The organism is Georgenia alba, from assembly GCF_042665525.1.
Lineage (GTDB): Bacteria > Actinomycetota > Actinomycetes > Actinomycetales > Actinomycetaceae > Allobogoriella > Allobogoriella alba.
Genome location: NZ_JBHTCQ010000001.1, coordinates 501251 through 513967, shown reverse-complemented (window position 1 = coordinate 513967; position 12717 = coordinate 501251). Strand labels below are relative to the sequence as shown.

The window sequence follows — 12717 nt, the reverse complement described above, 5'->3', positions numbered from 1 at the left end:
CGGACGCCGTCACGTGGGACGGGTGGGACCGGTCAGCCCTGGCTCCCGCGCAGCTGGACGTCCACGACGGTGGCCACGAAGTCCTCGACGCCGCCCTCGTGGTCCGAGCGTCCCGCGCGGGAGCAGACCGCGTGGACGAAGATCGCTCCCTCGATCGCCTCGAGCAGCGGCTCCACCCGGGTCTGCGGCCCGAGCTCACCGTCCGCAACGGCCTGCTCGACGCGCCACGCGTGCGTACGCATGCCGCGGGCGACGTCGACGGAGCAGAGCTCGGCGAAGTCCTCGGGGTCGCTCGCCGCGGCGGCATAGAGGTTGGCCAGCGCCTGGCCGAAGTCGCTGCGGAAGAGCTCCGCCCGGGCCAGGGCGTGCGTGAGGAGGTAGTCGCGCACCCCCATGCCCGTGGTGTCCGGCACGGGGAGGCGGGACTGCAGGTCGCGGACGGCGTCGAGGAGCAGGTCCTCCTTGCCGCGCCAACGCAGGTAGATCGACGACTTGCCGATCCCGGCGTGGGTGGCCACGCCGTCGAGCGTCAGCCCGGCCCAGCCTCGCCGACCGAACAGCTCGAGTGCCGCGCGGTAGGCGCGCGGCTCGGTCTCGGCGTGACGTGGTCGTCCGGGCCCCCGACGCGGTGTCGTCGGGTTGGTGACGGGTGCCAATGCCGCTGGCTGCGTCATCGGATGGGCTCCTTTGGCCTCTTCAGCAGTTCTCACAATCTGGACAGTTCACCTCGACGATACCCAGCGAACGGCCTATCCGGGGTGAAACGGCGCGAAAATGCGCCGCAGACTGCCGACGGGTGCCCCGTCCGACGTGTCGGTTGGACCTCCGGCGCGACGAGGAGCAGCCTGCGGGAGTGACCGCGGACGGCTATCGAGAGCGCAGCTCGGGTTACTACCGCGTCACGGGAGCCCTCTTCCTGGCGGGCGTCGCCACGTTCGCGCTTCTGTACAGCGCGCAGTCGGTGTACCCCGCGCTGCAGCAGGCTTTCGGGATCGCGGCCGGTCAGGCCACGCTCGCGCTGTCGGCCACGATGGCCGGCCTGGGCCTCGCCCTCCTCGTGGTCGGCCCGGTCTCGGAGTTCGTCGGGCGGACACCGCTCATCCACCTCTCGTTGCTGGTCTCCGCCGTGCTCGCTGCCGCGAGCGCGGTGGCCCCGACGTGGCCGATCTTCCTCGGACTGCGGCTCGTGGAGGGCGTCACGCTCGCCGGTTTCCCGGCGGTGGCGACCGCCTACCTGCGGGAGGAGCTGCACCCCACGACCCAGGCGCGCGCCGCCGGGCTGTACATCGGCGGCACGGCGCTCGGCGGCATGGTGGGCCGGCTGCTCAGCGGGGCCGTGGCCGACGCGGCCGGCTGGCGGTGGGCGCTCGGGGTCGCCGCCCTGGTCGCGCTGGTCTGCGCGGTCGCGGTCCGGCTGGTGCTGCCTCCCTCGCGCGGCTTCGTCCCGACCCGGGGCATCGGCTGGGCCACACTGCTGACGATGACCCGGCGAGCGCTGACGGACCGGGCGCTCCTCATGCTCTACGGGATCGGGCTGTGCGGCGCGGGCGCCTTCGTCGCGGTCTTCAACGGGCTCGCCTTCCGACTGACGTCGCCGCCGTTCGGGCTCGGCCTCGGCGCCGCGAGCCTGGTGTTCCTCGTCTACCCGCTCGGCACGCTGGGCTCGACCGTGGCCGGCCGTCTGGCGGACCAGCGGGGCCGCCGCGCCGTCGCCCCGCTGGGTTTCCTCGTCACGGTGGTCGGGCTGCTGGTGACGCTGCCCGGCTCCCTGCCGGTCGTGGTCGCCGGGGCGGCGCTGCTCACCGGCGGCTTCTTCGCGCTGCACGGCACGGCGAGCGGATGGGTCCCCGCCCGGGCGCACGCCGGCGGCGTCTCCACGTCCCAGGCGGCGTCTTTGTACCTCGTGGCCTTCTACGCGGGCGCGGCCGTGCTCGGTGGCGCCGGCGGGCTCGCGTGGTCGGCGGCCGGCTGGGCCGGGGTGGCCGGCTTCGCCGGCGCGCTGCTCGTGCTCACCGGCTGCTGCGTGCTCGGTCTGCGGCGCATCCCGCCGCTCGTCGCAGACGGTCGCTGATCGGCCCGGCGCCCGCCGGCACCGGGCATCGGCCGGCTCTGGACAGCCCGGCCGAGGGGCCGCTAATGTCGCGTCCGACTTCCGTCAAGGCCATTGACAGAACTCGCCGAGGAGACGGCGTGCCCGAGACCACCGTTGTGCGCGGCTCGTCCGAGCGCGCCGCGAACACGGACCGGGTGCTGCGCGCGATCGGGTTCGACGGCGCACCGACACAGGCCCAACTACGGGAGGCGACCGGGCTGTCCCGCCCGACCCTGACCGCGATCCTCGGCGAGCTGGTCGCGGACGGCTGGGTGCGGTCGCGTCCCGGGACCAACCCCGGACGGACCGGTCGCCCGGCGCGGACGTTCACGGTCGACGCCGGCGTGCTGCTGGTCGCCGGCGTCGACGTGGGTGTCCACACGGCACGGGCGGTCGTCGCCGACGCCGCCGGCACGGTCCGGGCGTCACATGAGGCGGACCTGCCGCCCGGGTGCCCGGGTGAGGAGCGCCTGGCCCGGGTGCAGCGCGTGATCGGGCAGGCCGCCGCCCGCGCCGCCGCCGACGTCGAGGACCTCGCTGCCCTGTGCGTCGGCGTCCCCGGCATCGTCGACGGCACCGGCCGGATCCGGCGCTCGACCGTGGTGCCGGACTGGTCCGGCTTCCACGTCGGTCGCGCACTCGAGCAGTGGACCGGCAAGCCGGTGGACGTGGTCAACGACGCGAACCTGGCCGCCGTCGGCGAGCACTGGGCGGGTGCCGCCCGGATGGCGCAGGACGTCGTGTACCTCCACGTCGGACGTCGTACGTCCGCGGGCCTGCTCATCGACGGGAAGGTGCATGCCGGACGCACCGGCGGCGCGGGCGAGATCGGCAGCATCCCGGCCCTCTTCTTCGACACCCCTACCGTCCTGCTCGGCGACGGCGCCTCCCAGCTCGACCCGCGGATCCCGGAGGTCTTCGCGACCGCCGCGGCCGGCGACCGGTCCGCGCGCCGCCGGGTGGAGGCCTTCGCGCGCCACCTTGCGCTCGACGTCGAGACGCTCGTCCACGTCATCGATCCCGACGTCGTCGTCCTCGGCGGCGGCGTCTCCCGTGCCGGCGAGGCGCTGCTCGACGCCGTCCGGCGGCACGTCCCGACGGACGACGTCGCGCCCCCGCTGGCGCTCGGCGAGCTCGCCGACGCGGCCGTCACCCTCGGCGGTGTGCGTCGGGCTCTGCTGCTCGCCGCGCGCTCGGCGCCCAGGCTGCGGCCCCTGCTGACCACCACGCGGACCGCGCCGGCCGCGAGAGCCGCCGCCGGTCCGACGACGGCGACCGAAGGGATCGCATGAGACGCCGCACCTTCCTCTCCGCCGGCACCCTGGCCTCGCTCGGCGGGACCGCCGCGTGCTCCTCGGCCGACGAGGACCGTCCCGCGGGCGTCGCACGCATCTCCTACGGCATCTGGGACCAGCTGCAGCTACCCGCCATGCAGGAGATCGTCTCCGCATTCCGGACCGAGCACCCGGACGTGGAGATCCGGCTGCAGCTCACCCCGTTCGTCACCTACTGGACCAGGCTGCAGACGTCGATCACCGGCGGCGGCGCCCCGGACGTCTTCTGGATGAACGCGCCGAACATCCAGCGGTTCGCCCACTACGGCACGTTGCTGCCGCTCGGCGAGCGCCTCGCCACCGACGGCGTCGACCTGGCCGCCGACCACCCGGCGAACCTGGTGGAGCTCTACGGCTACGACGGCGAGCAGTACGGCATCCCGAAGGACTACGACTGCATCTCCCTGTACTACAACACCGAGATCTTCGACCGGGCAGGCATCGGCCACCCCGACGAGACCTGGACCTGGCAGACCGTCCGGGATGCCGCCGAGGAGTTCCGCGACCGCTCGCGCGGCCAGTACGGCATCAGCTCGGCGCTGGACCGGCAGCGCAACATGTACCCCGCGATCTTCCAGAACGGCGGCTGGGTGGTCGACGAAGGACGGTCCGGCTTCGCGACAGAGGAGACGATCGGCGGTCTGGAGTTCTGGACCGACATGGTCAACGCCGATCTCGCGCCGAGCGCCATGGCGACCTCGGACACCGACGGACGGTCGCTGTTCCTCGGCGGTCAGGTCGCCATGTACTACGGGCTCCCGAACGACGCCGTCCCGGCCTACGAGGACCCGGCGGTCCGCGAGCGCACCGGCATCGCGGTCCTTCCGTCGGGGAACCGGCGCGGCAACGTCATCCACGGCCTCGCCAACGTGGTCAACGCCCGCACCCCGTTCCCGGACGCGGCCTACGAGTTCGTGAAGTTCATGGCCGGCCGCGAGGTGGGCGAGATCCAGGGCGCGAGCGGGTCGATCCTGCCGAGCTTCATGGGCACCGAGGGGGACTATCTGGCGTCCAAACCCGAGTTCAACCTGCAGGCCTTCATCGACCAGATCCCCGACTGCACCGCCTACCCCACCTCCATGGAGACCAACGCGTGGGAGCGGATGCAGTACACCTACCTCGCTCCCGCCTGGATCGGCGACCCGGAGCGTGACATCGCCACGGCCTCCCGGACCCTCGCGGTCGAGATGGACCGTGTCCTGGAGTCGGAGCCGACCGCATGAGCGCGACCACGGGCACCGCAGGCACCACTGCACCCGCCGCTCCCCCGATCCGGCGCCGCAGGTCCGGCCGCCGCAGGTCCGCCGTCGTCGGGTACCTCTTCGTGGCACCGGTCGCCCTGGGCCTGCTCGCGCTGTACCTCTACCCGGCGATCTCGACCTTCCTCCTCAGCTTCACCCACTGGGGCCCGTTCGGCGGCAACACCTTCAGCGGGCTGACGAACTACGCCGCGGTGTTCTCCTCGGACCTGTTCTGGCGGGCGCTGCTGAACACGATCGCCTACATGGCGATCGGGCTGCTCGTCATCCCCGTCGCGATCGTCATCGCCGCATTGCTCAACAAGCCCGGCCTGCGTGGCGTGGCGGTCTACCGGGCCCTGTACTTCATCCCGTTCATCACCTTGCCCGTCGCGAGCGGCATGGTGTGGAAGTGGCTGTACAACGGCGAGTACGGGCTCATCAACTCCTTCCTCGAGATGGTGGGCATCCCGGGCACCTACTGGGTCGCCAACCCGGCGACGGCCCTCGTCGCGATCGGCATCGTCCAGGTGTGGTCCCAGGTGGGCTACTACCTGGTCATCTTCATCGCCGGCATCAAGGCGATCCCGACCGAGTACTCCGAGGCTGCGGAGATCGACGGCGCCGGCCCCTTCCGCCGCTTCTTCCACATCACCCTGCCGCTGCTCAGCCCGAGCATCTTCTTCTGCACGGTCATCAACGTCATCGCGACGCTGCAGATCTTCGACCTCATCTACGTCATGACGCAGTCCAGCGGCGCGAACCCCGCGCACAACGCCACCCAGTCGATCGTGACGCTGTTCTACGAGACGGCGTTCGTGAACAACGACAAGGGCACGGCGACCGCGCTGGCCTTCCTGCTGATGCTCCTCATCGCGGCCCTCACCGCCGTGCAGTTCCGGCTCCAGCGGAGGTGGGTGCAGTATGCGTGACCAGCGTCGCGGCTCCGCCCGGGGCACCCGGGCAGGGACCGTCGCCACCCACGCCGTGCTGGCGGCCGGGGTGGTCGTCATGGTCTTCCCGTTCCTGTGGCAGGTGCTGACCGCCTTCAAGACCCAGGCCGAGGCCATCGCCGTGCCGGTGAGCCTGCTGCCCGCGCAGTGGCGGCCCGAGGCGTTCGCCGAGGTCTTCGAGGTGCTGCCGTTCGCCGAGCAGCTCGGCAACACCGCGATCGTCGCGCTGGTCCGCACGCTGGGCCAGCTCGTCATGTGCTCGCTGGCGGCCTACGCCTTCGCGCGGCTGGAGTTCCCCGGTCGGAACCTGCTGTTCGCCCTGTTCCTGTCGGTCCTCATGGTCCCGAGCCAGCTCCTCATCCTGCCGCAGTACGAGATCATGGTGAGCCTGGGGCTGCTGAACTCGCTGACCGCGCTCGTGCTGCCCGGGCTGTTCTCCGCGTTCGGCACGTTCCTGCTGCGTCAGTTCTTCCTGACGATCCCGCGCGAGCTCGAGGAGGCCGCGCTGCTGGACGGTGCCGGACGGCTGCGGATCTACTGGAGCATCATGCTTCCCCTCGTCCGCCCGGCGCTCGCCGCCCTCGCGGTGATCACGCTCATGCAGGCGTGGAACGACCTGCTGTGGCCGCTGGTGGTCAACACCGACCCGGCCGTCATGCCGATCAGCGCGGGACTGACCACGCTCCAGGGTCAGTTCCTCACGAACTACCCGGTCCTCATGGCCGGGTCACTGCTCGCGAGCCTGCCCATGCTGGTCGTCTACCTGTTGCTGCAGCGCCACTTCGTCCAGGGCATCGCGCTCTCGGGGACCAAGGGCTGAGCCAGGCCGCCACAGATCGAAGGAAGAGAGCCACGGTGTGAGTACCGACAACACGCTCCGCGTCGCCATGATCGGCGCGGGCGGCATCGCCAACCCCCACATCGACGCGTGGCTCACGCTCGGTGCCGACGTGCGCGTCTACTCGCACGAGGGGGCGGAAGAGCTGGTCGCGGCCCACGGCGGCGGCACCGTGGCCGCCACCAGGGAGGAGGCGTTCGACGGCGCAGACCTCGTTGACGTCGTCACGCCCACCTACACGCACGGCGAGATCGTCACCGCGGCCGTGGCCCACGGGCTCGACGTCGTGTGCGAGAAACCGCTCGCGCTCACGACGGCGGAGGTCACCGAGCTCGTCGAGCGGGCGGAGGCGGCCGGGGTGGCGCTCTACCCGGCGCACGTGGTGCGGTTCTTCCCCGAGTACGCGGCGATGCAGCAGCACGTCGCCGGCGGCGGGGTTGGCGAGGTGGCCGTACAGCGGTTCACCCGCCTGGGCTCGCGCCCGGTCAAGCCGTGGTTCGCCGACCCGCACCTCTCCGGCGGCATCGTCATGGACCAGATGATCCACGACCTCGACTTCGCCCGGTGGACGGCCGGCGAGGTCGCGCGGGTCTTCGCCCGTGAGTCGGTCACGCCGGACGCGGCGGACCGGCTGGGGGTGGTGAGCGCGCAGGTGGTGCTGACTCACGTCTCCGGGGCACTGAGCTACGTCACCGGGACCTGGGCTGCGCCCGGCAGCACGTTCCGGACCACCTTCGAGATCGCCGGCACCGACGGGTTCGTCCGCCACGACTCGGCCGAGCACGCCCCGCTGCGGCTCGACAACGGCGCCGCGGGCGAGGGCCGCGGACTGCTGCCGGGCGCGACGTTCACCGAGAGCCCGTACCTCACCGAGCTGCGGGAGCTCCTCGCCGCGGTCCGCCGCGAGGGGCGCGCGCGGGTGAACGCCCGCGACGGCCTCGAGGCGGTCCGCCTGGCGGAGGCCGCAAGCACGTCCCTGCGGACCGGGGACGTGGTCGACCTGGAACCGACCCTGGAGCGCGCCTCGTGACCACCGCAGACCCCACCGCCCGCCCGCTGCGCATCGGCGTGCTCTCCTTCGCCCACCCGCACGCCGGGGCCTACATCGGCAACCTCCTGCGCACACCTGGGGTGGAGGTGCTCACCGCCGATCCGACGCACGGCGAGCGCCCCGGCGAGAGCGGGGGCGCCGCGTTCGCCTCGGCCCTCGGCGCGGACCATGTGGAGACGCTCGAGGACCTGCTGGCGTGGGGACCGGACGGCGTGGTGGTGTGCTCCGAGAACGCCAGGCACCGGGCGGACGTCGAACGCGTGGCCGCCGCCGGCGTGCACGTGCTGTGCGAGAAGCCGCTCGCGACGTCGGTGAGCGACGCCGAGGCGATGGTGACGGCGTGCGAGGCCGCCGGCGTGCACCTCATGGTGGCGTTCCCGGTCCGCTTCTCCCCTGCGTTCGCCGCGCTGCGGGATGCGGTCGACGCCGGGAGCCTCGGCACGGTGTGCGCGATCACCGGTACCAACAACGGGAAGCTGCCCTCCGGGCGTGCCTGGTTCGCCGATCCCGCACTGGCCGGCGGCGGTGCGATGACCGACCACACCGTCCACGTCGCGGACCTCATGGACGCGCTGCTGGACGGCACACCGGTGCGCAGCGTCTACGCCCAGTCGAACCGCATACTGCACGCCGGACGGGCCGGTGCGGAGACCGGCGGTCTCGTCTCGCTCGAGTACGAGGGCGGGATCGTCGTGACGGTCGACTGCAGCTGGTCGAAGCCGGACGACTACCCCACGTGGGGCGGCCTCACGCTGCAGGTGGTCGGCTCGGACGGCGTCGCCGACATGGACGCGTTCGTGCAGCGGGTGGACGGCTACTCGCAGCCGCGGACGTCCCCGGTGTGGCTGCCCTACGGCACGGACCTCGACGGCAATCTCGTTGCCGAGTTCGTGGACGCGCTGCGGTCCGGGCGGGCGCCGCAGCCCGACGGCCGGGTGGGAGTGCGGACCACACGGGTCGTCGAGGCGGCCTACGCCTCGGCGCGGGCGGGTCGGCCGGTCGAGCTCACGGTGTGAGCCGGTGGTCGGGTGAGCCGGGCCGTCAGTACTCCGCGTCCTGCGGACGGCCGTTGAGGTCCTCGCGGCCGGCCGGGACGTCCGGCCGCTGCGCCAGGAGGCCCCGCGGCGTCATGGTGAAGCCCTGCCAGTGCATCTCCATCGGCGACTGGTCCTCGTCGCGGGGCACGTGGTGGTACCCGACCGCGACCCAGGACACGACGTCATCCAACGGCTCGTCGGCACCGTCGGCGACGTAGTCCAGGACGCCGTCCCCGCAGGCCCCGCGATTGGCGACCGCGAAGACCTCGCACTCGTCGGCGTTGGTGAACGCGATGTCGTAGCCGGTCTCGGCGCCGTGGCGCTCCTGGTCCCGGACGAACGTGAACCCGTCCGTGCCACCGAGGTCGATCTGGTACGAGATCGGGTGGTTGTCGGCGTTGCGCCGGTCCGGGGCAAGCACACGCCACCAGCGTCGGTCGGTCCATCGTGCGGTGCTCGGTTCGGTGAGCGGGGTGAGCCGCCCCGCGAGGATCGGTGATTCCGGCCCGGCCCGTCCAGTCGGGTCCGCGTCGTACTGCTCGACGGCGAGGCCGCCGCGTCCGCCGAGCGCCCAGTGGACGCGCCAGACGGCGTTGTGGGAGTGGCTGGCCGCGTGGTCGGTGTCTCCCGGCCCGACAGCGGAGCCGTGGTCATGGTCGGTGTAGTCGACGGGTGACAGGTCGCCCGTCGCGCCCAGGGAGGGGCGGATCGAGCCGTCCGCGCCGAAGGTGTAGGTGTTGAGGTACTCGTACCAGCCGACCTTGGAGATCGTCGTCAGGGTCAGGTCGGTGCGGCGCGCGGCCGTCACCTCGCCGTCGTCCTGCAGCCGGTACGCGAGACCCGCGTCCCGCACCTCGGAGCACAGGACCTCTCGCGTGGGGCTGCTGCCGTGGGTGCCGTCACCGATGTTCGGTACCGCGGTGGCGATCCGCTCCCCCACGCACTCGGTCTCGCCGAGCGTCTGCATGGCGGTGCCGCCGAAGCCCGCGTCGGTGAGGTCCTCGGTGAGCCGCTCACCGCTGTCGTAGGGCACCTCCAGCTGGGCAAGGGAGAGCGAGACGGCGATACGGACGGGTTCGCGTCCCGGTGGGGTGTAGCGGATATCGGTGAGCACGAGTCCCCGCTGCGGCTCAACCTGCCAGCACATCTGCCAGGCGGCGTCGTTGGACAGCGTCTCGGCGAGCGGTTCACCGTCGGGGCACTCGTGCCGCGGCTCCTGGCTCGGGCCGGCGCCGCCCACCTCCTCGACCGGCTGCTCGGTGCACGCCGGGACCGCGACGAGTGCGCAGAGCACCGCCGCCGTGGCAATCCGTCTGCGGATGGCGATCCTGGGCATCGTTCTTCCGTGGCTCGTCAGGGTCTCATCGTGGCGCAGCAGGGCCGCCCAGCCGAAGCCGGGCGGCCCTGCCGTATCGGTCGGAGGTCATGCTGACCCCCTGGTGCGGTGATGCCTGCGCTGTGCCCCGGCCTGGGGACAACCAGGGCACAGCGTCAGGTCATCGTCCGCTGCTGTGGCTGCGAGCCCGCCGACGGGTGCGCAGCAGGATTGCGCCTCCGACCAGCATGGTCATCGCGAGCAACGTCAGCGACGCGACGTCGGCACCCGTGTCGGGAAGGCTCCCGCCACCGGTGTCGTCACCGTCACCGCTTCCGTCACCACCACCGTCTCCGGCACCAAGGACGGTCAGGTCGGCCGTCGCCCCCGGGCTGCCGTCTGCCGGGCTGGCGACCACCAGGTAGTCACCGGGCCCGACGGCCGGGCAGAGCTCCAGGGTCGTCGTGAACGAGCCCTCGTCGTCCGTGGTCACCTCGATCGGCGGGCAGAGCGGACCACTGTCATCGCCGACCTCGACGATGACGTCGGTGTTCGGCGGGAAGTCCTCACCGATCACCTCGATGGATCCGCCCTCGTCGACCTCGTCGGGTTCGACGATGATCGACGGGCCCGTACCGTCGCCGTCGCCGTCACCGCCGTCGGCCGCGACCACCTGGACGGGGGTCGCCGCCTCGGCGCCGTTGGCGTCGACGGCACTGAGGTCGTACGTCTCTCCGACGACGGCCTCGTCCGGCACCGGCAGGGTCACGACGAACTCACCGTTCGCGTCCGTCATGACCAGGACCGGCTCACCGATCGGGTTGCCGAACCGCACCGTCACCCGGGTCTCCGGCAGCCAGCCGCCGGAGGTCACCTCGGTCTCGCCACCGGTGGGAACCGGAGTGGTGGCGGAGATGTGCGGTGCGTAGACCTCGATGGTGGTCGAGGCCTCGTCGCCGTCGGCGCCCGTGGCGACCACGGTGTACTCGCCGGCTGCGACGTCGGCCGGGATGGCGAGGGTGGTGCCGGCCGGGATGATGCCGTCACCGTCGGTCATCACCTCGACCTGGTCGCCGACGGGGTTGCCCTCGCCGTCGACCAGCTGGAGGGTCACCGCGTACTGCGGTGCCCAACCACCCGATGCCACCTCGGTGCTACCTCCGGCCGGGACCGGAGACGTTGCGCTGACGACCGGACCCGCGGAGGCGTCCAGCACGGTGACCGGGGCCTCGGCGGCCTCGCCCGTGGTGTCGTCAGTGCCGATCACGGTGTAGTCACCGGGGAGGAACTCCTCCGGAACCGTGCCCTCGAGGGTGAACGAGCCGTTCTCGTCGGTCTCGACCTGCTCCTCCGAGACCACGGTTCCCTCGGCGTCGACGAGCTGGAGGGTCACGGTCGCGTTCGGGGTGTACCCCTCGCCGCTGACCGTGGCCTCCTGACCGGGGAACACGTCGGCGGGCTCGACCGAGATGGTCGGGTCGATCCCGCCACCGGAGCCGTCGGTCACCGCCAGCGGCGCCTCCGCAGCCTCACCGGTCGTGTCGTCGGTACCGACCACCGTGTACTCACCGGGCTCGGCATCCTCCGGAACCGGCAGATCCACCGTGAAGGCACCAGCCGCGTCCGTCTCCGCCGGCAGCGTCGCGACGACGTTGCCCTCGGGGCCGACGAGCTCCACCGTCACCGGTGCGTTGGGCGCGTAGCCCTCACCGGTCACCGTGGTCGACCCACCCGGCTCGACCTCAGCCGGGTCGACCGAGACGGACAGACCGTCACCCCCACCGGAGCCGTCGGTCACCGCCAGCGGCGCCTCCGCAGCCTCACCGGTCGTGTCGTCGGTACCGACCACCGTGTACTCACCGGGCTCGGCATCCTCCGGAACCGGCAGATCCACCGTGAAGGCACCAGCCGCGTCCGTCTCCGCCGGCACCGGGTCACCCACCGGGTCCCCAGCACCGTCGACCAGCTGAACGGTCACGGTCGAGTCCGGCGTGTAACCCTCACCGGTCACCGTGGTCGACCCACCCGGCTCGACCTCAGCCGGGTCGACCGAGACGGACGGCGTGATCGCGTCGGGTTCGGTGATCTCCACGGGAGTCGAGACCTGTCCTCCGTTGTCGTCCTCGCCGATGATCTCGTAGTCACCGGGCTCGGTCCCCTCAGGGATCTCGACACAGGTGTCTGCGGGCACGTTGCCCTCGCCATCGGTCGTGACGACCACCGGGTCACCCACCGGGTTGCCCTCGGCGTCAACCAGCTGGAGCGTGACCTCGCTGTTGGGCAGCCACCCGCCAGAGGTGATCACCGAGCAGTCACCCGGGGCGACCGGAGTCTCGGCCTCCATGGTCGGCCAGTAGACCTCGATCGGCGCTTCAGCGGAAGCGCCGTCCGGGTCAGTACCGACCACGGTGTACTCACCGGGCTCGGCATCCGCCGGAACCGGCAGGACCGTACCCGCGGGCACGTTGCCCTCACCGTCCGTCGTCACCGTCACCGGCTGGCCCACCGGGTCGCCCGCGGCATCGGTCAGCTGCAGAGCCACCTCGGACTCCGGCAACCAACCACCCGAGGTCACCTCGGTCTCACCACCGGCCGGAACCGGCGATGTGGCCTCGACGGCCGGGGCGTAGACCTCGACGGGAGCTTCCGCGGAAGCGCCATCCGGGTCGGTGCCGACGACGGTGTACTCACCGGGAGCAGCGTCCTCCGGGACCGGCAGGACCGTGCCCGCGGGCACGTTGCCCTCACCGTCCGTCGTCACCGTCACCGGCTGGCCCACCGGGTCGCCCGCGGCATCGGTCAGCTGCAGAGCCACCTCGGACTCCGGCAACCAACCACCCGAGGTCACCTCGGTCTCAC

General features: G+C 72.0%; 10 protein-coding genes. 7 read left to right on the top strand and 3 right to left on the bottom strand.

The genetic code is table 11. The features are described from left to right. Positions 1-32 precede the first annotated feature (32 nt). The gene (locus tag ACFQQL_RS02465) at positions 33-674 is read right to left on the bottom strand and encodes a TetR/AcrR family transcriptional regulator (protein WP_382390900.1); all 642 of its coding nucleotides are present in this window, start codon (positions 672-674) and stop codon (positions 33-35) included. A gap of 179 nt (positions 675-853) precedes the next feature. On the opposite strand from ACFQQL_RS02465, the gene ACFQQL_RS02460 reads away from it, so the two are divergent. The 7 genes from ACFQQL_RS02460 to ACFQQL_RS02430 all read left to right on the top strand — a co-directional run bounded on the left by ACFQQL_RS02460 (position 854) and on the right by ACFQQL_RS02430 (position 8522). Next, positions 854-2071 (top strand): MFS transporter, encoded by a 1218-nt coding sequence (locus ACFQQL_RS02460; RefSeq protein ID WP_382390898.1) that lies wholly within the window; start codon positions 854-856, stop codon positions 2069-2071. Positions 2072-2190: 119 nt separating this feature from the next. Continuing rightward, complete coding sequence (locus ACFQQL_RS02455; protein ID WP_382390896.1) at positions 2191-3384, top strand: ROK family transcriptional regulator; 1194 nt, start codon at positions 2191-2193, stop codon at positions 3382-3384. Beyond that, positions 3381-4649 carry an ABC transporter substrate-binding protein gene (locus ACFQQL_RS02450; RefSeq protein ID WP_382390894.1) on the top strand — a complete coding sequence of 423 codons (1269 nt, stop codon included), beginning with the start codon at positions 3381-3383 and terminating at the stop codon, positions 4647-4649. Before ACFQQL_RS02455 ends, ACFQQL_RS02450 begins: the two co-directional genes overlap by 4 nt. Next, positions 4646-5596, top strand: coding sequence for a carbohydrate ABC transporter permease (locus ACFQQL_RS02445; RefSeq protein WP_382390892.1), 951 nt, complete (start codon positions 4646-4648; stop codon positions 5594-5596). Before ACFQQL_RS02450 ends, ACFQQL_RS02445 begins: the two co-directional genes overlap by 4 nt. After that, positions 5589-6437 (top strand): carbohydrate ABC transporter permease, encoded by an 849-nt coding sequence (locus ACFQQL_RS02440; protein WP_382390890.1) that lies wholly within the window; start codon positions 5589-5591, stop codon positions 6435-6437. Before ACFQQL_RS02445 ends, ACFQQL_RS02440 begins: the two co-directional genes overlap by 8 nt. A 37-nt stretch (positions 6438-6474) precedes the next feature. Next, positions 6475-7485 carry a Gfo/Idh/MocA family protein gene (locus ACFQQL_RS02435; RefSeq protein ID WP_382390888.1) on the top strand — a complete coding sequence of 337 codons (1011 nt, stop codon included), beginning with the start codon at positions 6475-6477 and terminating at the stop codon, positions 7483-7485. Further along, positions 7482-8522, top strand: a complete 1041-nt coding sequence (locus ACFQQL_RS02430) for a Gfo/Idh/MocA family protein (protein WP_382390886.1) — start codon at positions 7482-7484, stop codon at positions 8520-8522. The genes ACFQQL_RS02435 and ACFQQL_RS02430 overlap by 4 nt, the downstream gene beginning before the upstream one ends. A 25-nt stretch (positions 8523-8547) precedes the next feature. Here the strand turns inward: ACFQQL_RS02430 and ACFQQL_RS02425 are convergent, their stop codons facing one another. Together ACFQQL_RS02425 and ACFQQL_RS02420 are read right to left on the bottom strand one after the other, a co-directional pair. Then, positions 8548-9879 (bottom strand): copper amine oxidase, encoded by a 1332-nt coding sequence (locus ACFQQL_RS02425; protein WP_382390884.1) that lies wholly within the window; start codon positions 9877-9879, stop codon positions 8548-8550. Between the two features lie 160 nt (positions 9880-10039). Next, positions 10040-12717, bottom strand: a 2678-nt coding sequence (locus ACFQQL_RS02420) for an MG2 domain-containing protein (RefSeq protein WP_382390883.1), incomplete at its 5' end; no start/stop codon positions are given.